Here is a 25,786-nt window from a genome sequence, read left to right on the forward strand (position 1 = left end):
TTCACTCCGTCGGCGTCTGGTCCGGGCCGCGCAGCACGATATCGAATTCGTAGCCGAGCGCGTAGTTTTCCTGAGTCGTGTCGATCGAGAAGCGCGACACGAGGCGCTTTCTCGCCTGCTCGGGAATGCCTTGATAAATCGGATCGAGGTCGAGCAGCGGGTCGCCCGGGAAATACATCTGCGTGACGAGACGCGAGCCGAAGTAGTCGCCGAAGAGCGAGAAGTGAATGTGATTCGGGCGCCACGCGTTGGTGTGATTGCCCCACGGATACGCGCCCGGCTTGATCGTCATGAAGCGGTAGCGGCCTTCGTCGTCGGTCAGGCAGCGGCCCGCGCCGAGGAAGTTCGGGTCGAGCGGCGCGTCGTGCTGATCGGCCTTGTGGACATAGCGTCCGGCGGCATTGGCCTGCCACACTTCCACGAGCGTGTTGCGCACCGGGCGGCCGTTGTCGTCCAGCACGCGGCCCGTCACGATGATGCGCTCGCCGAGCGGCTCGCCGTTCTTGGCGGCATTGCGCGTGAGGTCGTTATCGAGCGTGCCCAGGTCGTCCGCGCCATAGACGGGAACGCGGCGGTTGCGCAGATTTTCCTTCAGCGGGATGAGCGGCAGCGAAGGGCTGCGCAGCACGGATGACCGGTAGCCCGGCGACAGATACGGCGGGTGGGAATCCCAGTCGCGAGGCGTGAGAATAGGCGAAGTCATGACGACGTGTCTCCTGTTTTGTAGGGTGTCCGGGTTTTTCAATCGGATATTTCTGGCAACTACTTTATCGAATGCAGTGAGTTATGGAAAATGATGTTTCGTGCCTGCTTGCATAACGACTCGTCATGGATACCGACTTCACCAACACTCGCGTCAAGTTCCGCCACCTTCAGTGTTTCCTTGCCGTCACGCAGCTCGGCAGCGTGCAGCGTGCGGCCGACAGCCTGTCGATTACGCAGCCGGCCGTGTCGAAGACCATAGGGGAACTCGAATCCATTCTAGGCGTGCGCTTGTTCGAGCGTGGCAGGCGCGGCGCGGTTCCCACGCGCGAGGGCCGGCTCTTCGCGCCGCATGCGAGCGCGTGCGTGGCGTCGCTGCGCGAAGGCGTGGACATGCTGTTGCGCGAACGTGGCGATGTGCCGGGGACCATTTCCATCGGCGTATTGCCGACTGTCGCCACGGCCTTGCTGCCGCCCGCGCTCGCTGCTTTCCGGCAGCAATGGCCGGCCATTTCACTTGCCGTTCGCACGGATTCGAACGCGCAACTGCTCGAACGGCTGAAGGCGGGCGACGTCGATCTGGTCGTCGGCCGGCTCTCTGAGCCAGAAGCCATGCACGAGCTTTCCTTCGAGCAGATCTATCGTGAACTGCTAGCGGTGATTGTCCGGCGCGAGCATCCGCTGACGTTCGAGGCGCCGCTCACGCCCGCGTTGCTTGCGCGTTTCGCGATCGTCGTGCCGCCATTCGGCACGTTGATTCGTCAGTCGGCTGAAAGCGTTCTGACAGCGTTCGGCGCGCATGCGCTGACCGCGTTGATCGAAACGCTGTCGGTTTCGCTTGGCCGCGCGCTCGCGTTGCACAATGACGCCGTCTGGTTCGTTCCAGCGGGCGCGGTCGCGCAGGACATCGCGCTCGGCTTGCTCGTTGCCTTGCCCATGCCCTTCGCCGGCACCGATGAGCCCATCGGCTTGATACGTCGCAACGACTCCGCGCGCACGCCCGTGGAAGAAAGTCTGGTCGATGCCTTGCGCGAAGCGGGCCGTGCGCGCGCCGGGAACAAGTGACCGGTCGTGCGCCGCGGCGCGCACCTTGCTAGAGCAGCATTTACCGCGCAGATTTCGCGCGAAACAAATACTATGACGTAAGCCCGCCGGGACAGCGAATCGATTGCAACGAACGCTCGTGGCGCCGGTCTTATCGACGCGTGCCGCTTCGGCGCATCGACGTCATTTCCCGCACTTGGTGCCGCATTGCTGTCAACTCGTTCGCTCCATGAAGACCGTTCTGCTCGTCGATGACGACCCCGCCACCATCGAAGCCTGGACCCTCTGCATGCAAGGGGAGGATTGCCGCGTGCTCTACGCCGTCGACGGCAACGGCGCTCTGTCGATACTCGGCGCGCAGACGGTCGACATCGTCGTGTCCGACTGGATGATGCCGGGACTCGGCGGCGCACTTCTCTGTCAAACGATGAAGAACGACGCCGCGCTCGCGCACATCCCTTTCCTGATGATTTCAGGGCATCCGAATCCGCCGGCTTTCGTGAGCTACGACGGGTATCTGCGCAAGCCGGTCGAGATGGAGACGCTGGTTGCGGCCGTGAACCGTCTGTGTGCCGCGAAGAAGCGGCCGCTTTATTGAACGGCTGCTGCTTGCGCTTCGACGAGAAGCTCGGAACGCGACGACCAAGGCCTCAAGTCGGCATCCACGAGGCAAAGGCTTGCGGCTTAACCAATCAGCGCAACTCCGCCAGCGCCGCATCCATCTGCGCTTGAGCGAGCCGGTTCAACTCCTGCGGGATTTCGCATTCGAGCGGCAAGGCGGGCGTGACGATCACGCGGATATGTCCGCCATGATCCGGCCAACCCTTCGCCGGCCAGACCTTGCCCGCGTCGTGGACAACAGGCACGACCGGAACCTTGGTCGCGCACGCGAGCCGCACGCCACCCGAAGCGAGCTTTAGCGGCGCATCGTGCGCCACGCGCGTGCCTTCCGGAAAGATCACCACGACGTCGCCTTTCTTCAGCCGCGCGGCGCATTCACGCGTGACAGCCTGGTGCGCCTGACGGATCGAGCCGCGGTCGAGGCTCACCATGTCCAGACCGCGCAACACCCAGCCGAAAAAAGGAATCTGCATGAGTTCGTGCTTGAACACGAAGCTGATGCGGCGCGGAAAGAGCGCCATGAACGCGAGCGTCTCCCAGGTCGATTCATGGCGGCTCAACACGATGCATGGCCCGTGCGGCAAGTGTTCGAGTCCTTCGACCGAGACGCCCACACCGGTGATGACGCGCATCATCGTGACCATCGCGCGGCACCATTGCCTGGCTAACCAATAGCGTCCGTTTCTGCCGACGAACGGGAAAAGCGGCAGGATCAGGATCGACCAGATCGTGCCGCTGCCGAGCAGATAGGTGGCGAAGAGCCATTTGACGAGGGTGCTGCGCATTGAAATCGTGCGATCGACGGAGGAAAGCCCAGAAGCATAACGGTATCGAGCCGTGAACGCACGAGGGCAAAAACCGCCGCTTCGCTCATGCGTCTTCGGGCGCGCGATGCAACAATGGCGCGTGCAGGTCATCGACCGCTTATATCAACATCGCAAGGGAACACATGGATCAGGAGCCGGTGAGTTTCGACGAAGGCATGCTCGACGTGGGCGACGGCCATTCCATCTACTGGCGCGCGCAAGGTCCGCGCGAGGCGCCCGTCATGCTCGTCGTGCACGGCGGCCCCGGCGGCGCCATGAATCTCAAATGGGCCGAGGTGCTGGAAGCGGACAAGTGGCGCGTCGTGTTCTTCGACCAGCGTGGCTGCGGCAAGTCGAAGCCTTTCGGCAAGCTGGAGGCGAACGGCATCGATGCGCTCGTCGGCGACATGGAGAAACTGCGAGTCGCGTTGAACATCGAGCGCTGGGCGCTGTTCGGCGGTTCGTGGGGCACGACGCTCGGGCTTGCTTACGGCGTCACGCATCCCGAACGCTGCACGGGCTTCTTGCTGCGCGGCGTGTTTCTCGCGCGGCGCGCGGACATCGACTGGTTTCTGTGGGACGTGCGGCGCGTGTTTCCGGAGGCGCATCGCGCGTTTCTGGATGCCATCGAAGCCGCGAGCGGGAAGCGTCCGACGAGCGGCGAGGAGATCCTGCAACTGACGGAAGCGCCGCTCGCGCGTTTCGATGAAGCCGGCACGCGGCTCGCGCGCGCGTGGACGCTGTATGAGACCACCTTGTCGGTGGTTAACAAGCCGCCGAAGGAAGCGAAGGAAGCGGACGAGGCGAAAGTATCGGGTGAAGCGCAAGCATCGAGCGAAGCGAAGGACTCGAGCGACCCGAAGCAGGACGACAAGCGCCCGAGCGCCGAGGCCAACTCCGCCGCCGTTTCCATGGCGCTGCTCGAACGTCACTACATGGCGCACGAACTGCCGCCCGAACCGCTGCTGCCGCGCGTCGCGCGCATTTCGCATCTGCCGTGCAGTATCGTCCACGGACGTTTCGACATGGTGTGTCCCGCGGATCAGGCGTTCGACCTTGCCGCGCTTTGGCCGGGCGCGCAACTCGCCATCGTGGATGTCGCCGGGCACTGGACCTTCGAGCCCAACAACGTGACGGCATTGCGCAAAGGCGCGATGGCCCTGGCTCAAGCCATCGCGGCAAGCTGACGCTTACAGGATCGACGGCGCCGCTTCGGTCAGGCGTCGCCAGTCGAGATCCGCGCCCGCGACGATCAGCCGTCCGTTGCGCTGCGTCGCAATGGTGAGCGTGACGCACAGCGACGTCCCCGTTACCGACAGATACGGCGCGCTCGTGATGACCTGCTGCGGCCGCGTGTGGGCATCGACGAAGTAGGGGCGCGTGTCCCAGCGGCCTGTCGAGGCGTCCGCAATGGGCGCGAAGCGGTCGGCTGAGCGCCGCTCACACGCGCCGGCGAGCGTCGGCAGGCATTCGCGACCCGCGTGGTCGAGAAAGAAGCAACTGATCGTACAAGGCAGCGCGAGCAACGCGGCGCAAGCATGCTCGGCGGATGCGCCGCCCGCGAGGCGCGTCGCGGCCTGCGCCAGATTCGAGCGATACGGCATCAGCAGCAAGTCGCTCGCGAGGCGCTCGGTGCGGCGCGTCTGCGCGAGCGAATCGAATACGTTTTCGAAGAGCGGCGTGGCCGCGCCGCGTTCGGCGAGTTGCGCGGCCGGTTGACCGAACAGATAACCCTGCACGAAGTCCACGTTGGAGCGCGCCGCGAGCATCAGGTCGTCGCTGGTTTCGATTCCCTCGGCCACCACGAACATACCGGATTCATGCAGCAGATCGACGAGCTTCGGCATCAGCGCATCGCGCATCGGCGTGCGTCGCTTGCCGCTCTGCGCGCGCACCAGGCTGCGGTCGAGCTTGACGATATCCGGCCGCATCGTGAGCAGACGATCGATATTGGAATGCCCGGCGCCGAAGTCGTCGACGGCGACGAGAAAGCCCTGCGCGCGAAACGAGCGCGTCGCGCGCGCGATTTCCGCGACATCCGAACCACCCGATTCGAGCACTTCGATCACGATCCGCTCCGGCGCGAGCCCGGCCGCGTGCGTGAGCGCGGCGAACTGTTTCGCATAGCCAGGGTCCGTGAAAGTCGCAGGGTTCATGTTGACGAACAGCCAGTGCGCGCTCGGCAGCACCGGCGCGGCATGACGGAGGTGCGCCAGATGACTCATGCGGTCGAGCGCGGTGAGCTCGCCCGAGACGATCGCGCGGCCAAACAGATCGAACGGGCCGATCAGCGCGCCATCGCCCGCATCGCCGCGCAACAGCGCCTCGTAACCGACTTCGCGCTGATGCGGGAGGCTGTAGATCGGCTGCAGATGCGTGCGAAGCGTGATGCCGTCGACGACTCCGGTGTGCGCCGTCAACACGTCGGACCACGCCGGCCGAGGCCTGACGGCTGCATGCGGACACAGCGTCGGGGAGAATGCACATACGAGTCGATGAACGGCACGGCAATGGCACGCGGCAAGATGGGGATACAAGGCAGTATCGGCCGAGCGTGCGAAAACTTGAGTGGCGGCGTCGTGTTTGCCCGCGCCCGCGCCGCGACCTATCTTTGAAGAGGCGGTGATACGATCCCGCTGCAACTTAAGCGGCGCAAGGCTCGTCGAAGCTTGCACCAAAACCTTTGAGAGACATCGATGGCGCAACAGAAAACCAATCCAAAACTCGAGCAGGCGCTCACGCGCGGCGATCTCGCCATCCGTCAGGCCAATTCGGCTCGCGCCACGGCGGTGTTGCGCGCACTCGGCAAGATGATCGCGGAGGCGTCGGCGACCATCGGCGTCGAAGCGCACGTGGTCGTTCACGACGGCGACAAGATCTACGATCCCGCCGACGGCGCGTGGCCGCAGCAGTTGCTCGTTTCGCTCGATGGCCCTGTCGAGGAGAACGATCCGGACGAAATTCGCACGATCACCTTGCTCGCCGACACGCCGGCCACCATCTTCCGCTGCGAATGGCAGCGTGCCGACGGCAATCTCGGCCGTCAGGAGGGACGCCCGCTTGCCATGGTTGCTTTCATTACCGACGTCGACATTCCCTGGCTCGACGAAGAAGACTGATTACCCCGTCTTTGATTTGGTCAACATGTTGTGAGATTCGCGGATGCCAAAAGTCCTGGCATCCGCGTTTTTGTGTCCGCTCATTTCCCAACGATCCCATTTGTTGCCGTTTTCTGTTTTCGAGTGTTGCGTGAAGCGCAAACGTTACCGTGTCCCCTTTTTTTAGTCTTTTGACGTGATTACGCGATATTTCGTATTGCTTGACAGACGGCTATTCTCCTGAATACCTCTCACGGCATTTGGTGGCTGTTGGCCCTCGTTTCTTTTCACTCTTCTTGTGCATGCATATTCGAATACCGGCTATGCATATTTATTTTTGCAGCAGTTGCCCGGCGATTAGTTCGGCAATTAGAATAAAAGTTCTAATTGTTTAGCCTGAATTTTGCTGAGAAACAGTGGCAAGCGCGCACCCCGTTATTTGACTTCGTGAGAGGCTCGATTCGCCGTGTGAGGGCACAACCTTAAAACGCCCATATCACGCGGCAATTTCCTAATCGCCAAGAAAAATGGGGTTTACAAAATGGAACGTCTGAACCTTGCCACGAATGCCGCCGCTAACCAATCTGAAACGGCGCTTCGTCCGACACTCACGGTAGTGCCCGCACTTCAGAAAACGGAACGCATGCCGTTTACTATCCGTATCGTCCAGGACGACGACGGGCTACAGAAAGCCGTAAGCATCAGGCGTTCTGCGTATGGTCGGCATTTGCCCGAATTCGCCGAGAAAATGACGATCGAGCATTCCGATCGCGATAGCGGCACCGCGGTTTTGCTCGCGGAATCGAAACTCGATGGCGCGCCGTTGGGCACCATGCGCATTCAGACCAATGCGTATGCGCCGCTCGCGGTCGAGCAGTCGATCAAGCTGCCGGGTCATCTCGCCGAAAGCCGACTCGCGGAAGCGACGCGCCTCGGCGTGGCGGGCGGCATGGTGGGAAGAGTCGTGAAGGTGGCGTTGTGCAAGGCGTTGTGGATGTTCTGCGAACTGCATGAGATCGACTGGATGGTGATTACCGCGCGTGCGCCGCTCGACCGGGAATACGAAGCCATGCTGTTCAAGGACGTGTTCGGCGTAAACGAGTATCTGCCGATGGCGCACGTGGGCGGCATGCCGCATCGCGTGCTGGCCAAGGAAGTGGCTGTCGCGCGGCAGCGTTGGGAAGAGGCGCGTCACCCATTGTTCAACTACATGGTGAATACGCATCATCCGGACATCGATTTGCAATCTGTAGATTTATCTTTTGACTGGGAACCGGTACGATGCCCTGAGGCTCCGCTGATGGCTTACGGCCGGTAGAAGAAGGGCTGCGGTAACGAAAGCAAGAGCAAAAAAGCCGGGCCCGAAGTGGTCCGGTTGGCCAAAGAGTGCGGTGGCGGGGGCAAGCTCGGCTCCGCCGCGCCTCTCGCCGGCAAGATCGGCGCAAACGGGGGGCTTATTCAGGTATGGCGTCGGTTATTCCAGCTTCCTTATCGAGATTCAGACGCTCGGGCTCGTGGATCGACGGCGCGTTGTACGCGGTCGCCGTCTACGCGGTCCCGTTTCTGATCGCACTCGGTACGCTAGCGACGCTCTTCTTTTTACCCCGCCAGTACGAAACGCGGGGCGCGGTCCCGCTCGAACTCCACGTTCTCGCCGATCATGGCGACTCGCTCGGTCCCGAAGCCGCGCGCGAAGCCCTGCGCGCCGCACCGGCCACCACGCGCTACAACACGCATCTCTCCGAAAAACCCGTCTGGTTTTCCATCACGGCGCCCGTCATGAGCACGGAGTCGTCGACTGCAATCGAACTGCCTTCGCGCCACGCGCAGTCGCTTTCATGCTGGAACGCCAGTAACCTCCAGCCGCTCGGCACCGCCGATCGCGAAAGCGTGAGCGGCGAGATGCATCCGGTCAAGGCCGGTTTCTTCGTGCAGGTGGGGCGCATCAAGGCACCGTTGTCCGTCATTTGCCGCGGCGTTTATTCGGGCCCGGCGCAGATCAACGCGTTTGCGTGGGAATGGCAAGGTCTCCGAAGCTCGGCGCTCGACTTCCAGGAAAGCTCCGGGCTGATCGCGGGCGGTTTGCTCACGCTCGCGGTATTCGTTTTCGTCACCGCGTTGATCAATCACGAATGGACGTACGTGATTTTCGCGGTGTGGCTCGTCGGCAATCTGCGTTTGTGCGCCAACGCCATGGGCTGGGACATGCAGTGGCTCGGCCGCGTACTGCCAGCCGACTTTATGACGCCGCTCAGGCAAATCACGTTCGCCGCGTACTACTTGCTGACCGCCGCGCTATTCCAGCAGCTGTTCCGCCGTGAATTGCGCGTGGTCGGTTACCGGTGGCTTTTGCGCGTCATTCAGTACGTCGGCATCGTGCTCCTTGGGGCAGCCGTGGCGTTGCCGTATTCGCTGTTCATTCCGACGCTGTGGGTCATTGCCGGCTTCGGTATCTGCGTGCTGCTGTTCTTCCTCGTGCGGCTCGTGTGGATGGCCCGTTCGCGCACGGTCATGTGGTACGTGGCGTCGCTCGCCATCGTACTGTTTTCCACGTTCTCCGAAGTACTTGGCGCGGCGTTCGGCCTCAAGGTGCTGGTCGGCGGCGTGAACACGGTAATGGCCGCGCTGTCGTCGAGCATGATGGCGGCGTTTGCCATCGCCGAGCAGATGCGCGCCGAGCGCGACTTCCGCCGTCAGGCGCAGATGGAATTACGCAACACTTACGAAGTCACGCCAATCGGTCTCTTCACGCTCGATACCGACGGCCGCTTCGTGCGCGCCAATCCGGCGCTGCGCTCGATGCTCGACCTGCAGAAAGCGGAATACAAAGTCCGCCACTGGAACGATTACTTCGAGCCCGGCGCGTGGGGCGCGCTGCAGGCGCTGGCATCGAAAGGCAGTGACGGTGAGCTCGAAATGGGCGGTTCCGCCGCGCGCGGCACGGGCGAGCGGCGCTATCTATTGAAGGCTATCCGCTCGAATGGTTGGATCGAAGGCTCGCTGCAGGACACGACCGAACGTTCGCGCGCCGTCGAGCGTCTGCGCTTTCTCGCGGAGCATGATCCGTTGACGGGTTCGCTGAACCGGCGCGGTATCGAGAAAGCTATTTCCGCCCAAAGCGATGAAATGTTGCCGTGGGCGCTTGCCTATGTCGACCTCGACCGCTTCAAGCTCGTGAACGACCTCTTCGGGCACCGCAGTGGCGACGAAGTCTTGCGCCAGGTCGCGGCACGCACGCGGGCGCATTTCGCGCGCAATTACGCGGTGGGGCGAATCGGTGGCGACGAGTTCGTCTGCGTCATGCACGACACGTCGATTGAAGACGCCATCGCGCAATGCCGCGAACTCATTTCCATTCTTTCTGACGCGCCCTATCAGGTCGGAAATCGCGCGTTTCAGGTGAAGGCTTCGATCGGTCTCGTCGAATGCTCGCAGGGCGTGCGCGTGCAGGACGCGCTGTCGCATGCGGATCGCGCGTGCCGCGAAGCGAAGAAGGTCGCGCATACTCACCTCGTCACGTACCGCAAGGGCGCGGCGGCGTTCGAGGAGCGCGCGGAAGAATTGAAACTCGTCGAGACGCTCGGCCGCAATCGTCTGCCGCCGGGCCTTTTTCTCGTGATGCAGCCGATCATGTCGTTATCGGCGCCAACGGAATCGCTTAATTTCGAAGTACTTCTGCGCATGCGCGCGCCGGACGGCACGACGCTGCCTGCGGGCAAGGTGATCGTCGCGGCGGAAGAGTCCGGCAATATCGCTGCAATCGACCGCTGGGTCATTACCACGTTGCTCGAATGGATCGAGGCGCATCGCCATGAATTGAAGAACACGCAATTCATTTGCGTGAACCTTTCGGGCGGTTCGCTCAACGACGAGCAATTCATGGAGGACATTTTCGCGTTGTTCGCGCGGCATCAGTCAGTGGTGCATTACCTTTGCCTCGAAATCACCGAAAGCGTGGCGCTGCACGATTTGGAGAACACGCAGCGCTTTATTGCGCGCGTCCATGACATGGGCGGCAAAATCGCGCTCGACGACTTTGGCGCGGGTTATTCCTCGTTCAAATATTTGAAGGCACTTTCGGCTGATGCGCTGAAAATCGACGGCGAATTCGTGCGCTCCATGTGTGCGCATCCGGCGGATATTGCCATTGTCGAAGCCATCGTCGCGCTTGCGCGCAATCTCGGCATGCGCAGCGTGGCGGAATGGGTCGAAGACATCGATACTCTGCGCGCATTGCAGGAAATCGGCGTCGATTATGTGCAGGGTTTTTTAGTCGCGAAACCGCAAGACAGCGTCGCCATTCTTTCGGCGACTTCCGCTGCGAGTTTCGTAAAAGATCCGGAAGTGGTGAGTTTTGTCGAGTGCCTGTCCGCGCCGGCGCAGGCGCTCGCATTCGACTATGAATGGCGCGCCCGCGCCGCGGGCACCCATTAACTTCTATTTTCGAACCCGTTTTCAGGCGGGTTTCGATTCACTCAAAATCTTGTTCGCCGCGATGGGAATGCGCGTGTCGTCCCATTGCGCGAGCCATTGAATCTCCTTTTGCGTGAAATAGCCGGGATGATTGCGCAGCGCGAACTGCAGGGAATCGACGATGTGATCGCGAATGATCTGCGGGGCGTTGTCGTCGTTGACAATCGCGTGAAGGGCTTCGAGTGTGCTCATGTTGCGTGGCCTGGCCGGTGAATAGGGAACGTCGGCGTCACCATAACCCGATAAAAATCGCGAAACATATTGCAGCGCGAAACTTTCCACGCGGCCGTTTCCTTACAGGAGCTTGCTAGAATCGGCGCGAAGTCTCAAATCGATCAACGCGCCGGACTTGAAGCGGGAGCCGCTTATGAACGACCTGGAGCGCGCTTCGCCTGGCGCGTGTTTGCGCTGCGAAGAGGGCGCGCATGCCTGATCGATCCTCGCGCCAAGCGTCTATTCATTCAGTCGGCTCGAATCAGCTCGGCATGCGCCAATTCAACGAGCGCATCGTGCTGCAGGCCATTCGTCTGCACGGCGCGCTGCCGAAGGCGGACATCGCGCGCCTCACGCGCCTTTCCATGCAAACGGCGTCGATGATCGTCGATCACCTTATCGACGACGGTCTGCTCGTGAAGGAAGCGCGAACGCGTGTGCCGGGGCGCCTCGGGCAGCCATCGGTGCCGATTGCGCTGCGAGCGGACGGCGCGTTTTCCATCGGCGTGAAAGTGGGGCGACGCAGCCTCGACGTGCTGTCGATGGACTTCACCGGCGCCATTCGCACGCGCGACACGCTCGACTATCCCTATCCCGATCCCGCCACGCTTTTCACGGAACTTGCCGCACGGCTCACGCGCGCCATCGACGCGCTCGGCGACGACGCGCGCAAGATCGCGGGCATCGGCGTGGCGGCGCCGTTGTGGCTCGGCGGCTGGCGCGATTTCTTCGATACGCCGCCCGACGTGCTCGCCGCATGGAACGAGATCGATATCCGCGGGCGCATTCAGGCGCTCACGGCCTTGCCCGTCGAGTTTGCAAAGGACACCACGGCCGCCTGCGCCGCCGAACTCGTGATGGGGCAGGGGCGCGGGTTGCGCAACTTCCTGTACGTGTTCATCGGGACGTTCATCGGCGGCGGGTTGGTCATCGACGGCCGCTTGCACGCGGGGCCGGGCGGCAACGCGGGCGCAATCGGCTCGCTGCCGCTGCAAAAGCGCGACGGTGCGGCGCAGTTGCTCAACACCGCGTCGGTCTATGTGCTCGAAAAGGCGTTCGCGGCGGCCGGCGCGCCCGCCGCCGCCGCTCACGACGAACGCGCATGGTCGGCTTCGCTGCGGCCGCTGTCCGAGGCGTGGCTCGACGACGCGTGCCCGGCGATCGCGTTGAGCGTCGCGTCGTCGGCGGCTTTGCTGGATCTCGAGGCGGTCGTGATCGACGGCGAAATCGATCGCGGCTTGTTGCGCGAGATCATCCGGCGTACGGATGAAGCGCTCGGCCATTTTGACTGGCAAGGCATGACGCGTCCACGTCTGGTGGAAGGACAGATCGGCGCCGATGCACGCGCGATGGGCGGCGCCATTCTGCCGCTTTACGCACACTTCGCGCCGAAGCATGAATTGTTCTTGAAGCCGCTGGAGACTTGACCCGCACGGGTTGCATTGTCTATACAACGCGCTGGCAAACACGACAAATCGGCGTCGGGAAATCCCTAATACAATGAAAGTTGTATATACAAGAACATGAACTCGAATTCGGGCCTGCGAGAAATCCGCGTCCGTTCGCTCAATCTTCCGACGCGCAGGAGCCTGCCTCGTGACCTCATCTTTCCGTTATCGCGACACTGAAATTCGCGCCCCGCGCGGCGCACGACTCAATGCCAAAAGCTGGCTGACCGAGGCACCGCTGCGCATGCTGATGAACAATCTCGACCCGGAAGTCGCCGAGAATCCGCGCGAACTGGTGGTCTATGGCGGAATTGGCCGCGCGGCGCGTGACTGGCCGAGCTTCGACAAGATCGTCGAAACGCTCAAGCGGCTCGAAGCGGATGAAACCCTGCTGATTCAATCGGGCAAACCGGTTGGCGTCTTCAAGACGCATGAGAACGCGCCGCGCGTGCTCATCGCCAATTCGAATCTCGTGCCGCACTGGGCGAACTGGGAGCATTTCAACGAACTCGACGCCAAAGGTCTCGCCATGTACGGTCAGATGACGGCGGGAAGCTGGATCTACATCGGTAGCCAGGGAATCGTGCAGGGCACGTATGAAACCTTCGTCGAAGCCGGTCGGCAGCATTACGGCGGCGATCTCAAGGGACGCTGGGTGCTGACCGCCGGACTTGGCGGCATGGGTGGCGCGCAGCCGCTCGCCGCGACGCTCGCGGGCGTGTGTTCGCTCAATATCGAATGCCAGCAGAGCCGGATCGATTTCCGTCTGAAGACACGTTATGTCGATGAACAAGCCACCGATCTCGACGATGCCCTTGCCCGCATGCAGCAATACACGTCCGAAGGACGCGCGGTGTCAGTCGCACTCTGCGGGAACGCCGCCGATGTTCTGCCCGAACTCGTGCGCCGTGGCGTGCGCCCGGACCTCGTGACCGATCAGACGAGCGCGCACGATCCGCTCAACGGCTATCTGCCGAACGGCTGGACGTGGGCGCAGTATCGCGACCGCGCGCAAAGCGATCCGCAGGGCACGGTGAAGGCGGCGAAGCAATCGATGGCCGAACACGTGCGGGCAATGCTCGCCTTCCGCGAACAAGGCGTGCCGGTGTTCGATTACGGCAACAACATCCGCCAGATGGCCAAGGACGAAGGCGTCACGAAGGCGTTCGATTTCCCCGGCTTCGTGCCCGCTTATATCCGGCCGCTGTTTTGCCGGGGCGTCGGACCGTTCCGTTGGGCCGCGCTTTCTGGCGATCCGCAGGACATCTACAAGACCGACGCGAAGGTGAAGGAGCTGATCGCGGACGACGCGCATCTGCATCGCTGGCTCGACATGGCGCGCGAACGCATCAGCTTCCAGGGCTTGCCGGCGCGCATCTGCTGGGTCGGCCTCGGGCAACGCGCGAAGCTCGGCCTCGCGTTCAACGAGATGGTGCGCAACGGCGAGCTGTCCGCGCCGGTGGTGATCGGCCGCGATCATCTCGATTCCGGTTCGGTCGCGAGCCCCAACCGCGAGACCGAATCGATGCGGGACGGCTCGGACGCCGTCTCCGACTGGCCGCTTCTCAACGCGCTGCTCAACACGGCGAGCGGCGCAACGTGGGTATCGATCCATCACGGCGGCGGCGTCGGCATGGGCTTTTCGCAGCACGCGGGCGTCGTGATCGTCTGCGATGGCAGCGTCGAAGCCGACGCGCGTATCGCCCGCGTGCTGCATAACGATCCGGCCACCGGCGTCATGCGTCATGCCGATGCGGGCTACGACATCGCCGTCGACTGCGCGCGCGAGCAAGGCCTCGACTTGCCGATGATCGACGGAGCGAACGGCAAGCGATGAACAAGCTCTGGCAGCATTGCCACGTCGCAACCATGACGGGCGGCAAGTATTCGATCATCGAAGATGCCGCGATCCTGACGCATGGCGGGCGTATCGAATGGATCGGGCCGCGCGTCGCCGCGCCGGAGCGCGATTGCGAGCGTATCGATCTCGAAGGCGCGTGGGTTACGCCGGGTCTAATCGATTGCCATACGCATCTCGTCTTCGGCGGCGACCGCAGCGGCGAATTCGAGGCCCGTCTGGAAGGCGCGAGCTACGCGGAGATCGCGGCGCGCGGCGGCGGTATTGCAAGCACGGTACGCGCGACGCGTGAAGCCAGCGAGGACGCGCTGTTCGAAAGCGCCCGCGCGCGCGCCGTCGGCCTGCTGCGCGACGGCGTGACCGTGCTTGAAGTCAAATCCGGCTACGGGCTCGATCTCGCGAACGAACGCAAGATGCTGAAAGTCGCGCGGCGCCTTGGCGAAACGCTGCCCTTGACCGTGCGCGCGACCTGTCTCGCAGCTCACGCATTGCCGCCCGAGTATGCGAATCGCGCGGACGATTACATCGCATTCGTCTGCGATGAAATATTGCCGGCGCTCATCGATGAAGGCCTGGTCGATGCCGTCGATGCCTTTTGCGAGCATCTCGCGTTTTCGCCGCAACAAGTCGAGCGAGTGTTTCTCGCCGCGCAAAAACACGGCGTGCCGGTGAAGCTGCACGCCGAACAGTTGTCGTCGCTGCGTGGTTCGACCCTCGCGGCGCGCTATCAGGCGCTTTCCGCCGATCATCTCGAATACATGACGGACGAGGATGCCGCGGCGATGGCAAGCGCGGGCACCGTCGCCGTGCTGCTGCCTGGCGCGTTCTACATGCTGCGCGAAACGCAGCTACCGCCCGTCGATGCCTTGCGGCGCCACGGCGTTCCAGTTGCACTCGCCAGCGATCTGAATCCCGGCACATCGCCCGCGCTTTCGTTGCGAATGATGCTCAACCTCGGCTGCACGCTCTTTCGTCTGACGCCGGAAGAAGCGCTCGCTGGCGTCACCCTTCATGCGGCGCGCGCACTTGGCCTGCACGGCTCGCATGGATCGCTGGAAGCGGGAAAGGCGGCGGACTTCGTCGCGTGGAAAATCGGTCGGCCGGCCGAGCTGGCTTATTGGTTGGGCGGTTCATTGCCCAATTGCGTGGCGCGAAACGGCGAAGTGGTGACGACTTTTGTCTAGCAATACGGCCTTACGGCGTTAAGGCATTAAGGCAAAAAAACGCCTCGTCCAAAAGCACGAGGCGTTTTTCGACAACCGATAAGAATCACACGCTGCGCTTGCGGATCATGCCCCACACGACGAGCAAGATGATTGCGCCGATAACGGAGGCGATCCATCCGGCGGGCTGCCCGGGCTGATACCAGCCGAGCGCGCGTCCCACATAGCCCGCCACCAGCGAACCGACGACCCCCAGCACGATGGTCATGATCCAGCCCATGCTGTCATCGCCTGGTTTGACGGCGCGCGCAATGAGCCCGATAACCAGTCCGACGATCAAAGTCCCGATGAATGCAAACATGCGGTAGCTCCTTCTGAATTGCTGCTCGTTGGCTGAGATTGCTCCGGACGCATTCCGGCACGTCCAAAGTAGCACGCGACAATGCGTTTGGATATGACACGCCGCGCGACTTGGCCGGGATTGGCCATTCGGCCAGTCTCCTTAGCACGTGGGATGCCACGTCATCTCGCGCGGTAAAATCCGTGTTCTGCATCACTTTGCCTGCACGGCGCCGCCATGACCGATTCCGATTTCCCCGCAACCGACGACCCGATTCACGAAGACCGCCTCTGGCGCGACGACGGCTGGACCGCTCGCGTCATGAAGAACGAAGACGACGATGGCTGGGCCGTCGCGATGATCCAGGCGGGCGAGGCCGAGCCCGCGCTCGTCGGCCCGTGGACCATGGGCCGCGACAAGAAGAACCCGAAGCCGCTGGACGCGAACGCTTTTCGCACGCTGGTCAAGACGGCGTCGGAGGTATTGCGCCGTCACGAGCAGCAGCGGCATGCCATGCTGCACAAGAACGTTTCCATCGACGTACGTGGCGAAGACGTTACCGTCACGCTGGAAATCGTCCCCGACGATGACGACCCCTACGCCAACCTGAAGGCCTTCGATGCATTTGGCACGCAGCTCGCGCACGTGCGCGTGTCGCCTGCGTTCAAGCTGAGCAAGACAAGCGCCGAACGCTGGGCCGAGAACGACTACGCGGCGCCGCATTGAGCGGCGCTCGAAAAGCGTCAGCGCAATAAAAAAGCCGTCGCATTTGCGACGGCTTGCAGACAACGAGCAGCGAGTCACCAACCCGCAGCTTATTTCACGACGAACTCGATACGACGGTTGGCGAAACGACCGCTTGCGGTGGCATTATCGGCGATAGGGTTTGCGTCGCCGTAGCCGTTCGACGTGAGGGAATTCGAAGGCACGCCGGCTTTCATCAAATAGCCGCGCACGGCTTGAGCGCGTTCCCTTGACATTTCCAGTTTGGCTGTCGGAACACCTGTTGCGTCCGAGTATCCCGCGACTTCGAGTTTGACCATCGAACCCTTGGCCGCGCAGTCTTTCAGCAACGCGGCAGTCTGATCCAGCGTGGCATACGCGTCTTGCGGCACGGTTGCGCTGGAGCGTCCGAAGTTGACGACCTGCAGATCGAGCACCTTCGAGAGCTTGTCGCCGGAACAGGAATCTTCCGCGGCGAGCAGTGTCTTCATGGCGCTGCGGAACGATTGCGTGGCATTGGCGACCGCGCTGTCCACGTTGAACGAGCTGACCTGAAACATGTCGCCGAAGGTGGTTTTCAAGCGATCCATCCAGCCGAATTTCGCTTCGGCGGCCGTGCCGCTCAGTTCAACCTTCGAACCCGCGATTTTCGCTTCCGCGCCCGGTACGGCCATTAGCGGCAAGAGATCCGTCACGTGCGAAAGCCACGTGGCGGGACGCGCTTGTGCATCGACGGAAACATTGGCGCTGTAGTTCTTGCCAAAGTGCTGTTCGAGTGCATCGATCAGACGTTGCTTCTCGGCGTCCGTGGCAACGGTTGCCTCGATCGAAGGAATGCCCGCAGAACTCACGTGAAACAGCAAGCTGGCGTCTTTAGACTTCGCCGGTGCTGCATCGGGTACGGAAGCCGCCGCGATGCCGCTTGCGGCATCGACCGAGGAAGCTATCGTCGTTGCGGATGCCGTGTCCGTGCGCAGCGTGTCTGAACCATTGACTTGTGTATCGACCGAAGATGCAGCCGGTGTGACCTGCGTGACGGGTGATGCAGCGGTCGACGCTCTCAGGTCGAACTTGTCGCCGTTCGTAAAGCCACGGTAGTACACCGCCGCGAGAATCGCGGCGAGCATGGCAAACAGGAGCCAAATCCATTTGTGCGACTTTTTCGGCGCGGGCTTGCGCACGGGTGCTCGCATTTGGGTCGTTGCGGCCGCGAAAGCGGGGGCGGGAGTGGAAGCAGGCGCAGGCGTGGGCGTGGGTGCGGGCGCGGGTGCGGGTGCGATAGGCGCAATGGCTCGCGGCGCCGGTGGCGTTGCCGTCGCAATGGCCGCCGTTGCTGGAATGGTTGCAATAGCGGGCTCAAGTGCCGGTTCCAGCGTCGAACCGACGGCATCCAGACGGCCCGCGATATTGCTGGCAAAACCTTCCGTGTTGCCAAGACCAATGGCGGCCGCGATTCCGTTCGAAAGCGTTGCGCGGATTTCGGCTACCTGATCGCGCAACAGCGCGGGCAACGCATGCACCGAAACCTGCGAGAGCAGGAAGTAATGCTTCAGCACACCGAACAACACGGCGGACAGCATGCCCGAGAGGGCGGATGTAGCTTGTGCCGGCACGCCGGTTTCAATGGAAGCCGCATCTGTCAGAGCGTCGATGCGTTGTCCCGTCGCGCGCGCGGCCATCAAATGTCCGCTTGCTTCGAGGTGTTTGAGGCCACTCGTCGTGGTTATCACGTTGCTCAACTGATCCGCGATAAAAGCGTTCGCGTCCGGCGACATGACGACCGTGTACAGCGCGTTCGCGCCATCAGCAAAAGCCGAACGTTCCATGAGAGATGCAACGAGACCAGGCACTGCGCGTGCGGTCAGCTGCTGAACGATTTGCGCAGGGATACCGAATTTCTGCGATAGCTGTTCCGCGATTTGGTCCGTAATCGCGGACCTGACTGCCTGGACCAGATTGATGCTCATCGACTGTCTATCCTATATGCTGTAGCGCCAGATGAAGGCGCATTGACGCGACGCATTTTATATGCGCAGCTATCCTAAAATATTTTCGAGATACTTATTTACAGAAACCGTTACGTTCGTGTCACGGTTGAGCGGGCATGAGCTCGAATCAGCGTGCCCGAAGGGAAGAATCCGAGAAAAAGCGGGCCACGCGTTTGGCGGCGATTCCGAGCCATGATGCTTCGGATGGCATGGGTTCGTGCTGATGCACGTTCGATGCGAGGATGGCGTAGACCGGGTTCGAATGGACGAACGCGCGATACGATGCATCGAGAGGTGAGGTCCACACGCAAGCACGGCATTCGTGCTTCGAGCAGCTACTGCAGGGAGGTTGATCGCGCTTCATGACGGGTCCTTGACTTAACCTGTCGATGATGTTTGATCCTTGCGGGGAACGCGATCGGACGCTTCTGATTGGAGTCTTAAAACAACTCCGAAAGCATGCAAAATAGGATACTTCGCACGTTCATAATCACATCGAGGAGACAGACGATGCATTACCTGATGATCTACGAACTCAGCGCCGACTATCTCGAGCGGCGCGCGGAATTTCGCGATGCGCATCTGAAGTTCGCCTGGCAGGCAGCCGAGCGCGGCGAGATCGTGCTGGCCGGTGCGCTCGATGCGCCCGCCGATCGCGCCATATTGCTGTTTCAGGGCGACTCGCCCGCGGCCGCCGAGGCGTTCGCACGTAACGATCCTTACGTGGTGAACGGTCTCGTCGAACGCTGGCAAGTGCGCAAGTGGAACACCGTGGTGGGCGAGGACGCGGCCACGCCCGTTCGTTAGACGTCGGCGGTTTCTTCCGAGGGCCGGTCGCGGCGTGCGGGCGCGTTGCGGCGCGCGGCGCGATAAAGGCTCGTGAGCGTATCGTCCATTTGCTGCGTGCGCTCGAAGAGGTCCGCGAGCCAGTCGACGAATACCGAGACGCGCGGCGTCGCCTGCCGGCTCTTCAAGAACGCCACCGAGACCCGCAGCGGCGGCGACTTCCATTGCGGCAGCACTTCCACCAGTTGCCCCGAGCGCAGATACGGCTGCGCGGCGATCCGCAACGGCTGTATCAGTCCGAGCCCTTCTATGCCGCACGCGAGATACGCGTGTTCATCGGCGACCTGGACGAAGCCGCGCATCTTCATGGTGACGGCTTCACCGTCCACGTCGAAATCGAAATCGGCGGGGCGGCCATTCTTGCTCGACACGCAGTTCACCGCGACGTGCTGCGCGAGTGAATCGACCGATGCGGGCATGCCGTGCTTTTCCAGATACGCGGGACTCGCGCAAGTCACTTGTTCGAGCACGCCAAGCCGCCGCGCGATGAGCCCCGAGTCAGGCAATTCGCCAAGCTGCACGCTGCAATCGACGCCTTCGCCGACCAGATCGACATTACGCATGCCGATGCCGATCGACAGTTCGATCTGCGGATAACGCGCATGGAACTCCGGCAACGCGGGCACGACGATGGACGTCGCGACGGTGTCCGGCATCTCCACGCGCAACCGTCCGCGCAGACGTTCCTCGCCCGCGCCGAAGCCGGATTCGAGTTCGTCGATATCCGCGAGAATCTGCGCGCAGCGTTCGTAATAAGCAGCGCCGTCGACCGTGAGGTTCAGGCGGCGCGTGGTGCGGGCGAGCAATTGCACGCCGATCAATGCTTCGAGTTGTTGCACAGTCGTCGAGACGCTTGCACGCGGCATGCCGAGCGATTCGGCAGCGCGCGTGAAGCTGTTCGTATCGACGACACGCGTAAAGACACGCATGGCATGGACGCGATCGATCACGTTGAGTTTTCCTTATTCCGACGATGGAAAGGCGATGCGCGCCACTACACACCGCCGCTTGACCGGGCAGGCGAAGCGGCGGGAAACAAGGCACATCGGCGATGATCACATCGTAAGGATTCGAAACCCTTGCGTGAATACACAAAACTGGACGATTCTTGCCCGATTCTTCCCGCGCCCGTGTGAAGGCGTAATCAAAGCGTCGGCATTTCGCCGCGCAGACGGCCCGAGAGTCCCGACATATCCGCGCCCGACGGCGCTTGATAGAGCCGCAATCCCATCTCCGGAAGAATGGACAGCAGATGGTCGAAGACATCGCCCTGAATGCGCTCGTACTGCGTCCAGGCGGTCGTCGCGGTGAAGCAGTAGACCTCCACCGGAATGCCCTGCGATTCGGGCTCCATCATGCGCACCATGATCGTCATGTCCTGCCGGATCTCGGGATGCCGCTGCAAGTAAGCCAGCGCGTAGGCGCGAAACGTGCCGATGTTCGTGAGCCTGCGCCGGTTCGCGGGTTCGTTGGCGAGTTCGCCGAGATTGCGGTTGGCCTGTTCGACTTCCGTTTGTTTTTGCTGCAGATAATCGTGCAGCAGGCGAAAGCGCATGAGACGGTCGGTTTCGTCGTCGCTTAAAAAGCGCACGCATTGCGCGTCGATACGCATGGTCCGCTTGATGCGCCGCCCGCCCGATTCGAACATGTGCCGATAATTGCGATAGCTCTCCGAAAAGAGCTTGTAGGTCGGCACCGTGGTGACCGTGTTGTCCCAGTTCTGCACCTTGACCGTATGCAGCGCGATGTCCTTCACGAAGCCATCGGCGGATGCTTGCGGCATCTCGATCCAGTCGCCTATGCGCAGCATGTCGTTCGACGTGAGCTGCGTGCTCGCGACGAGCGACAGCAGCGTGTCCTTGAACACGAGCAGCAGCACGGCGGACAACGCGCCGAGACCCGAGAGCATCCAGAGCGGCGAACGGTCGATGAGAATGGACAGCACGAGCACGCTGCACACCAGCGCGAGCGCGAGCTTGCCGATCTGGACATAGCCCTTGATGGAGCGCGTCTGCGCTTCCTTGCTCGACGCATAGACATCCTGCCACGCCGATAACGCGCTGCCCGTCGCGAGGAACACGCACACCCACGCGCCGCTGTGCGCCACACGCTCGATGACCGTCGCCCAGCGGCCGATATGCGGCACGTCGTCGATACCGAGCGCAATGGTCGCAAACGGGACCGCGTACCACAACCGGTGATAGGCGCGCCGGCGGATGAACGCCTGATCCCACGCGGTGTGTCCGGCCAGCACGAGCAGCCGGTGCGCGATCACGAGCACGATGCGCGCGACCACCCACTGCACGAAGAGCGCGACGAGCGCCAGCATGACAATGCCGAAGACCAGCTGCGCCCACGGATGCGTAGGCAAATGCTGTTGCAACTGGTCGGGCAGAAAATCGAGATTCATGGCTTCCACGAAAGGGCGAATGCAAGGCGCCCCGTATTGTGCATGAACGCGCACCATTTCCGCGCGCACGGTTTGCTCGATGACCGTCTTATCGAAAACCCGCGCTCGATGAAAATGAATTTTTTTCCGCGATTGTTTTGGGTAAATATACTTTCATTGCATTTGCTTACAGCGGGAGTTGTTCCAGCGCCCATGTCACGCTCACCAGCGGTCCTTCCGTCGACGGATGCCGACGATCTGATCTCCGCGCGCATCGCGGCGGCCATGCCGGGCCTGACGCCGATCCATCAGCGCATGGGCGCGTTCGTGCTCGCCAACCTGTTTCGCTCGGCCACCATGCGGATCGACGAACTGGCGGAAGCGGTCGGGGCATCGGTTGCCACGGCGAACCGCTTTGCGCGCGCGCTCGGGTTTTCCGGCTATCCCGCGTTTCGCGAGGCGTTGGTGCGCGGCTTCGAAGCGACCATCGCGCCGGTCGAACGATTGCGCTCCGCGCTGGAATCGCCCGCGAGCGGCGCGGATGTCTTCGATGCCTCGCTCGCGCAGGCCTCGGCGAACCTGCGTCTTGCCCAGACTTCCGTCGATGCCGCGAAGGCCGTCGCCGTCGTCGAAGCCATTCTCGCGGCGCGCCAGGTCTTCGTGCTCGGTTACGGCGCGAGCGCGTTCCTCGCCGGTCTCATGGAGCATGGCCTCACGCCTTATTGCGCGAACGTGCAGTCGCTCGCGCTGACGGGCGGGCCATCGCATGCGGCGCGGCGTCTGTTCACGGCATCGCGCGAGGATTTGCTCGTTGCCATCGCCTTCCCGCGCTATGTCGACGACACCATCACGCTTGCGCGGCAAGCGCGCGACCATGGCGTGCGCGTCGTTGCGCTCACCGACAGCATCGCGTCGCCGCTCGCGCGTATCGCGGATCTCGTGCTGACCATCGGCGCGGAACGGCGGCTCGCCGCCAATTGCGACACCGCCGTGCTTGCCGTCATCGAAGCCTTGTGCGACGCCGTTGCGCATCGCGCGAAGCGTTCGGTCGAGGCGGCATCCGGATTGACCGAATTCGTGCTGCCGTGGCTCGTCGCACCTTCTATCCTCAAGAGTGCGTCCGGCGTGCAGACACCGCGCCGCCGGCAGACTCGACATCCCCACACGGAGCCGCGCGAATCATGAACGCCATTCCGCTCATTGCCATTCACGGCGGCGCCGGCACGATCGTACGCGCCGCGCTCAAGAGCGACGCCGAAGCGCGCTATCACGCGGCGCTCGCGGAGATTCTGCGCGCGGTTGAACGCCTGCTCGCCGATGGCGGAAGCGCACTCGACGCCGTCACCGAAGCCGTGCGTCTGCTCGAAAATTGTCCGCTCTTCAATGCAGGTCACGGCGCGGTCTTCACGTCCGCGGGCACGCACGAACTCGATGCATCCATCATGGACGGCGCGACGCTCGAAGCGGGCGCCGTCTCTTGCGTGACGCGCTTGAAGAATCCGGTGCTCGCCGCGCGCCGCGTGCTCGACGTGAGCGAACACGTGATGTTCACGGCGGCCGGCGCGGAAGCGTTCGCGGCGGCGCAAGGCCTCGAATTCGTCGAGCCGTCGTACTTTCATACCGATGCGCGCTACGAGCAATGGCACAAGGCGCGTGGCGCATCCGGCACGATGCTCGATCACGACGCCGCGACGCTCGCCGCGGGCGAAAACGATCCGCTCGATCCCGCGAAGAAGTTCGGCACGGTCGGCGCGGTGGCGCTCGACGCGCACGGTCATCTCGCGGCCGCGACATCGACGGGCGGCATGACCAACAAGCAGATCGGCCGCGTCGGCGATGCTCCGTTGATCGGCGCGGGCTGCTACGCGAACGATGCGACCTGTGCGGTCTCGACCACGGGCACGGGCGAGATGTTCATGCGCATGCTGGCTGCATACGACGTGGCGGCGCAGATGGAATATCGCGGGCTGCCGCTCGAAGTCGCCGCGCGCGATGTCGTGATGAACAAGCTGCCGCGTATCGATGGACGCGGCGGACTCATCGCCGTCGATGCAAAGGGCAATGTCACGCTGCCGTTCAATACCGAAGGGATGTATCGCGGATTCGCGCGCGTGGGCGAGCAACCCTTCACGGCGATCTACCGCACATGACGACGTTACCCGACGCACGCGTCATCGACGTACGCGATCTCTCCGTCACTTTCCGCTCGCGCTCGCGCACGGTCGAAGCGGTGCGCAACATGTCTTTTGCCGTCGATCGTGGCGAGACGCTCGCCATTGTCGGCGAATCGGGATCGGGCAAGTCGGTGACGTCGCTTGCGCTCATGCGTCTCGTCGAACACGGCGGCGGCGCGGTGACGGCAGGCAGCATGGCGTTCCGGCGACGCAGCGGACAAGTGCTCGATCTGGCGCAAGCCTCGTCCGCCACGATGCGCGGCGTGCGCGGCGCCGATATCGCGATGATCTTCCAGGAGCCGATGACCTCGCTCAATCCGGTGTTCACGGTGGGCGATCAAATCGCGGAAGCCATCGCGCTGCATCAGGGCAAGAGCCGCGCGGAGGCGAAGAACGAAGTGCTGCGTCTGCTCGATCTCGTGCGCATTCCCGAGGCGCGCCGCGTGTTCGGGCGCTATCCGCATCAGTTGTCGGGCGGTATGCGGCAGCGCGTGATGATCGCCATGGCGCTTTCGTGCCGGCCCGCGCTGCTCATTGCCGACGAACCGACCACCGCGCTCGACGTGACCATTCAGGCGCAGATTCTGCAACTCGTGCGCGGCCTGCAGGACGAGATGAACATGGCCGTGATCTTCATCACGCACGACATGGGCGTGGTCGCGGAAGTGGCGGATCGCGTGCTGGTGATGTATCGCGGCGAGAAGGTGGAGGAAGCCGAATCCGACGCGCTGTTCGCGCGTCCGCGGCATCCGTACACGAAGGCGCTGCTCGCCGCCGTGCCGACGCTCGGCGCGATGCAGGGCACCGATCGCCCCGCCAAGTTTCCGATTCTCGAAGTGGAGCCCGCCGAACTCGCCCCCGACGATGCCAGCGCGCTGCGGCCATCCGCGGCGGTCGAAAGAGAGACGCAGCCCGCCATCGACGAAACCGCGCGGCCAATTTTGCGCGTGCGCGATCTGGTCACGCGCTTTCCGGTGAAGACCGGCATCTTCGGACGCACGACGGCGGCGGTGCATGCGGTCGAGCGCGTGAGTTTCGATCTGCGTCCGGGCGAGACGCTTGCGCTCGTCGGCGAATCGGGCTGCGGCAAGTCGACCACGGGGCGCTCGCTCTTGCGGCTCGTCGAAAGCCAGAGCGGTTCCATCGAATTCGACGGACGCGACATCAGCGCGCTGAAAGGCCCCGAACTTCAGGCGCTGCGCCGCAATATCCAGTTCATCTTTCAGGACCCGTTCGCCTCGCTGAATCCACGTTTGACCGCGGGCTTTTCCGTGATGGAACCGCTCCTCGTTCACAACGTCGCAAGCGGACGCGAAGCGCAACAACGCGTGGATTGGCTGCTCGAAAAAGTCGGCTTGCCGCCCGAAGCCGCGCAGCGTTATCCGCATGAATTCTCGGGCGGGCAACGTCAACGGATCGCCATTGCGCGTGCGCTTGCATTGAACCCGAAAGTCGTGATCGCCGATGAATCCGTCTCCGCGCTCGATGTCTCCGTGCGCGCGCAGATCGTCAATCTCATGCTCGATCTGCAGCGCGAACTCGGCGTCGCGTATCTCTTCATCTCGCACGACATGGCGGTGGTCGAGCGCGTGAGTCATCGCGTGGCGGTGATGTATCTCGGGCAGATCGTCGAGATCGGGCCGCGCGCGGCGGTGTTCGAAGCGCCGCGTCATCCGTACACGAGAAAGCTGATGAGCGCGGTGCCGGTGGCCGATCCCGCGCGCCGTCACGCCAAACGCATGCTCGCCGCCGACGAAATACCGAGCCCAATCCGCAAACTCGGCGACGAACCGGTGGTGGCGAAACTCGTTGCGGTCGGCCCGGACCATTATGTCGCCGAGCATCATGTCGGCGGCGCTTATTAAGCGCTAGTCAAGATCAGTCAAGTCAAAGGAGTCTA

23 protein-coding genes are annotated in these 25,786 nt (G+C 62.7%); 14 read left to right on the forward strand and 9 right to left on the reverse strand.

Features of this window, described 5'->3' with window-relative positions:
* Position 1: 1 nt before the first annotated feature.
* The gene (pcaH, locus tag LDZ28_RS15825) at positions 2-703 is read right to left on the reverse strand and encodes a protocatechuate 3,4-dioxygenase subunit beta (protein ID WP_244829341.1); all 702 of its coding nucleotides are present in this window, start codon (positions 701-703) and stop codon (positions 2-4) included.
* Between the two features lie 125 nt (positions 704-828).
* On the opposite strand from pcaH, the gene pcaQ reads away from it, so the two are divergent.
* Positions 829-1,767, forward strand: a complete 939-nt coding sequence (pcaQ, locus tag LDZ28_RS15830; RefSeq protein WP_244829342.1) for a pca operon transcription factor PcaQ — start codon at positions 829-831, stop codon at positions 1,765-1,767.
* A 208-nt stretch (positions 1,768-1,975) separates the two neighbouring features.
* The gene (locus LDZ28_RS15835) at positions 1,976-2,344 is read left to right on the forward strand and encodes a response regulator (RefSeq protein WP_244829343.1); all 369 of its coding nucleotides are present in this window, start codon (positions 1,976-1,978) and stop codon (positions 2,342-2,344) included.
* 94 nt (positions 2,345-2,438) lie between these two features.
* On the opposite strand, the gene LDZ28_RS15840 is transcribed toward LDZ28_RS15835, so the two are convergent.
* Complete coding sequence (locus LDZ28_RS15840; RefSeq protein ID WP_244829344.1) at positions 2,439-3,152, reverse strand: 1-acyl-sn-glycerol-3-phosphate acyltransferase; 714 nt, start codon at positions 3,150-3,152, stop codon at positions 2,439-2,441.
* A gap of 164 nt (positions 3,153-3,316) precedes the next feature.
* Here LDZ28_RS15840 and LDZ28_RS15845 point away from each other — a divergent pair, with 164 nt between their 5' ends.
* Positions 3,317-4,360, forward strand: coding sequence for an alpha/beta fold hydrolase (locus LDZ28_RS15845; RefSeq protein ID WP_244829345.1), 1,044 nt, complete (start codon positions 3,317-3,319; stop codon positions 4,358-4,360).
* A gap of 3 nt (positions 4,361-4,363) precedes the next feature.
* On the opposite strand, the gene LDZ28_RS15850 is transcribed toward LDZ28_RS15845, so the two are convergent.
* A complete protein-coding gene (locus LDZ28_RS15850) occupies positions 4,364-5,596 on the reverse strand; it encodes an EAL domain-containing protein (RefSeq protein WP_244829346.1) in 1,233 nt (410 codons plus the stop codon).
* Positions 5,597-5,869: 273 nt separating this feature from the next.
* On the opposite strand from LDZ28_RS15850, the gene LDZ28_RS15855 reads away from it, so the two are divergent.
* The 3 genes from LDZ28_RS15855 (at position 5,870) to LDZ28_RS15865 (ending at position 10,705) form a co-directional block, all read left to right on the forward strand.
* A complete protein-coding gene (locus LDZ28_RS15855; RefSeq protein ID WP_244829347.1) occupies positions 5,870-6,292 on the forward strand; it encodes a hypothetical protein in 423 nt (140 codons plus the stop codon).
* Positions 6,293-6,914: 622 nt separating this feature from the next.
* Positions 6,915-7,589, forward strand: a complete 675-nt coding sequence (locus LDZ28_RS15860; RefSeq protein ID WP_244829348.1) for a hypothetical protein — start codon at positions 6,915-6,917, stop codon at positions 7,587-7,589.
* Between the two features lie 146 nt (positions 7,590-7,735).
* On the forward strand, positions 7,736-10,705 hold the full coding sequence (locus tag LDZ28_RS15865; RefSeq protein WP_370652191.1) for an EAL domain-containing protein: 2,970 nt from the start codon (positions 7,736-7,738) through the stop codon (positions 10,703-10,705).
* 21 nt (positions 10,706-10,726) lie between these two features.
* On the opposite strand, the gene LDZ28_RS15870 is transcribed toward LDZ28_RS15865, so the two are convergent.
* On the reverse strand, positions 10,727-10,936 hold the full coding sequence (locus tag LDZ28_RS15870) for a hypothetical protein (RefSeq protein ID WP_244829350.1): 210 nt from the start codon (positions 10,934-10,936) through the stop codon (positions 10,727-10,729).
* Positions 10,937-11,169: 233 nt separating this feature from the next.
* On the opposite strand from LDZ28_RS15870, the gene LDZ28_RS15875 reads away from it, so the two are divergent.
* The 3 genes from LDZ28_RS15875 to hutI all read left to right on the forward strand — a co-directional run bounded on the left by LDZ28_RS15875 (position 11,170) and on the right by hutI (position 15,447).
* Positions 11,170-12,384, forward strand: coding sequence for an ROK family transcriptional regulator (locus LDZ28_RS15875; protein ID WP_244829351.1), 1,215 nt, complete (start codon positions 11,170-11,172; stop codon positions 12,382-12,384).
* 169 nt (positions 12,385-12,553) lie between these two features.
* Positions 12,554-14,242 carry a urocanate hydratase gene (gene hutU / locus LDZ28_RS15880; protein ID WP_244829352.1) on the forward strand — a complete coding sequence of 563 codons (1,689 nt, stop codon included), beginning with the start codon at positions 12,554-12,556 and terminating at the stop codon, positions 14,240-14,242.
* Complete coding sequence (hutI, locus tag LDZ28_RS15885; protein WP_244829353.1) at positions 14,239-15,447, forward strand: imidazolonepropionase; 1,209 nt, start codon at positions 14,239-14,241, stop codon at positions 15,445-15,447. The genes hutU and hutI overlap by 4 nt, the downstream gene beginning before the upstream one ends.
* A gap of 85 nt (positions 15,448-15,532) precedes the next feature.
* Here the strand turns inward: hutI and LDZ28_RS15890 are convergent, their stop codons facing one another.
* Entirely contained in the window at positions 15,533-15,787 is a 255-nt protein-coding gene (locus LDZ28_RS15890) for a GlsB/YeaQ/YmgE family stress response membrane protein (protein ID WP_244829354.1), read from the reverse strand.
* A gap of 216 nt (positions 15,788-16,003) precedes the next feature.
* Here LDZ28_RS15890 and LDZ28_RS15895 point away from each other — a divergent pair, with 216 nt between their 5' ends.
* The gene (locus LDZ28_RS15895) at positions 16,004-16,492 is read left to right on the forward strand and encodes a hypothetical protein (protein ID WP_244829355.1); all 489 of its coding nucleotides are present in this window, start codon (positions 16,004-16,006) and stop codon (positions 16,490-16,492) included.
* Between the two features lie 89 nt (positions 16,493-16,581).
* On the opposite strand, the gene LDZ28_RS15900 is transcribed toward LDZ28_RS15895, so the two are convergent.
* Together LDZ28_RS15900 and LDZ28_RS15905 are read right to left on the reverse strand one after the other, a co-directional pair.
* On the reverse strand, positions 16,582-18,456 hold the full coding sequence (locus LDZ28_RS15900; RefSeq protein WP_244829356.1) for an OmpA family protein: 1,875 nt from the start codon (positions 18,454-18,456) through the stop codon (positions 16,582-16,584).
* Between the two features lie 148 nt (positions 18,457-18,604).
* The gene (locus LDZ28_RS15905; RefSeq protein ID WP_244829357.1) at positions 18,605-18,784 is read right to left on the reverse strand and encodes a hypothetical protein; all 180 of its coding nucleotides are present in this window, start codon (positions 18,782-18,784) and stop codon (positions 18,605-18,607) included.
* Between the two features lie 203 nt (positions 18,785-18,987).
* Here LDZ28_RS15905 and LDZ28_RS15910 point away from each other — a divergent pair, with 203 nt between their 5' ends.
* Positions 18,988-19,284 carry a YciI-like protein gene (locus LDZ28_RS15910; protein ID WP_244829358.1) on the forward strand — a complete coding sequence of 99 codons (297 nt, stop codon included), beginning with the start codon at positions 18,988-18,990 and terminating at the stop codon, positions 19,282-19,284.
* On the opposite strand, the gene LDZ28_RS15915 is transcribed toward LDZ28_RS15910, so the two are convergent.
* Positions 19,281-20,273 (reverse strand): LysR family transcriptional regulator, encoded by a 993-nt coding sequence (locus LDZ28_RS15915; protein ID WP_244829359.1) that lies wholly within the window; start codon positions 20,271-20,273, stop codon positions 19,281-19,283. The two genes, LDZ28_RS15910 and LDZ28_RS15915, sit on opposite strands and share 4 nt — an antisense overlap.
* A 194-nt stretch (positions 20,274-20,467) precedes the next feature.
* A complete protein-coding gene (locus LDZ28_RS15920) occupies positions 20,468-21,733 on the reverse strand; it encodes a mechanosensitive ion channel family protein (RefSeq protein WP_244829360.1) in 1,266 nt (421 codons plus the stop codon).
* A gap of 192 nt (positions 21,734-21,925) precedes the next feature.
* On the opposite strand from LDZ28_RS15920, the gene LDZ28_RS15925 reads away from it, so the two are divergent.
* The 3 genes from LDZ28_RS15925 to LDZ28_RS15935 are packed head-to-tail and all read left to right on the forward strand — an operon-like array spanning position 21,926 to position 25,751.
* Positions 21,926-22,897 (forward strand): MurR/RpiR family transcriptional regulator, encoded by a 972-nt coding sequence (locus LDZ28_RS15925; protein WP_244829361.1) that lies wholly within the window; start codon positions 21,926-21,928, stop codon positions 22,895-22,897.
* Positions 22,894-23,862 (forward strand): isoaspartyl peptidase/L-asparaginase family protein, encoded by a 969-nt coding sequence (locus tag LDZ28_RS15930; protein ID WP_244829362.1) that lies wholly within the window; start codon positions 22,894-22,896, stop codon positions 23,860-23,862. The genes LDZ28_RS15925 and LDZ28_RS15930 overlap by 4 nt, the downstream gene beginning before the upstream one ends.
* Positions 23,859-25,751, forward strand: a complete 1,893-nt coding sequence (locus tag LDZ28_RS15935; RefSeq protein ID WP_244829363.1) for a dipeptide ABC transporter ATP-binding protein — start codon at positions 23,859-23,861, stop codon at positions 25,749-25,751. Before LDZ28_RS15930 ends, LDZ28_RS15935 begins: the two co-directional genes overlap by 4 nt.
* The last annotated feature ends 35 nt before the right edge of the window (positions 25,752-25,786 follow it).

Origin of the sequence: Caballeronia sp. TF1N1, from assembly GCF_022878925.1 — a bacterium.
Taxonomy (GTDB): domain Bacteria; phylum Pseudomonadota; class Gammaproteobacteria; order Burkholderiales; family Burkholderiaceae; genus Caballeronia.

Coding starts and splice junctions, on each gene's coding strand:
- LDZ28_RS15910 (WP_244829358.1), top strand. CDS start 18,988: ATGCATTACCTGATGATCTACGAACTCAGCGCCGACTATCTCGAGCGG.
- LDZ28_RS15875 (WP_244829351.1), top strand. CDS start 11,170: ATGCCTGATCGATCCTCGCGCCAAGCGTCTATTCATTCAGTCGGCTCG.
- LDZ28_RS15835 (WP_244829343.1), top strand. CDS start 1,976: ATGAAGACCGTTCTGCTCGTCGATGACGACCCCGCCACCATCGAAGCC.
- LDZ28_RS15920 (WP_244829360.1), bottom strand. CDS start 21,733: ATGAATCTCGATTTTCTGCCCGACCAGTTGCAACAGCATTTGCCTACG.
- LDZ28_RS15860 (WP_244829348.1), top strand. CDS start 6,915: ATGCCGTTTACTATCCGTATCGTCCAGGACGACGACGGGCTACAGAAA.
- LDZ28_RS15925 (WP_244829361.1), top strand. CDS start 21,926: ATGTCACGCTCACCAGCGGTCCTTCCGTCGACGGATGCCGACGATCTG.
- LDZ28_RS15855 (WP_244829347.1), top strand. CDS start 5,870: ATGGCGCAACAGAAAACCAATCCAAAACTCGAGCAGGCGCTCACGCGC.
- LDZ28_RS15840 (WP_244829344.1), bottom strand. CDS start 3,152: ATGCGCAGCACCCTCGTCAAATGGCTCTTCGCCACCTATCTGCTCGGC.
- hutI (WP_244829353.1), top strand. CDS start 14,239: ATGAACAAGCTCTGGCAGCATTGCCACGTCGCAACCATGACGGGCGGC.
- LDZ28_RS15870 (WP_244829350.1), bottom strand. CDS start 10,936: ATGAGCACACTCGAAGCCCTTCACGCGATTGTCAACGACGACAACGCC.
- LDZ28_RS15890 (WP_244829354.1), bottom strand. CDS start 15,787: ATGTTTGCATTCATCGGGACTTTGATCGTCGGACTGGTTATCGGGCTC.
- LDZ28_RS15845 (WP_244829345.1), top strand. CDS start 3,317: ATGGATCAGGAGCCGGTGAGTTTCGACGAAGGCATGCTCGACGTGGGC.
- LDZ28_RS15865 (WP_370652191.1), top strand. CDS start 7,736: ATGGCGTCGGTTATTCCAGCTTCCTTATCGAGATTCAGACGCTCGGGC.
- LDZ28_RS15930 (WP_244829362.1), top strand. CDS start 22,894: ATGAACGCCATTCCGCTCATTGCCATTCACGGCGGCGCCGGCACGATC.
- pcaQ (WP_244829342.1), top strand. CDS start 829: ATGGATACCGACTTCACCAACACTCGCGTCAAGTTCCGCCACCTTCAG.
- LDZ28_RS15895 (WP_244829355.1), top strand. CDS start 16,004: ATGACCGATTCCGATTTCCCCGCAACCGACGACCCGATTCACGAAGAC.
- LDZ28_RS15935 (WP_244829363.1), top strand. CDS start 23,859: ATGACGACGTTACCCGACGCACGCGTCATCGACGTACGCGATCTCTCC.
- LDZ28_RS15900 (WP_244829356.1), bottom strand. CDS start 18,456: ATGAGCATCAATCTGGTCCAGGCAGTCAGGTCCGCGATTACGGACCAA.
- pcaH (WP_244829341.1), bottom strand. CDS start 703: ATGACTTCGCCTATTCTCACGCCTCGCGACTGGGATTCCCACCCGCCG.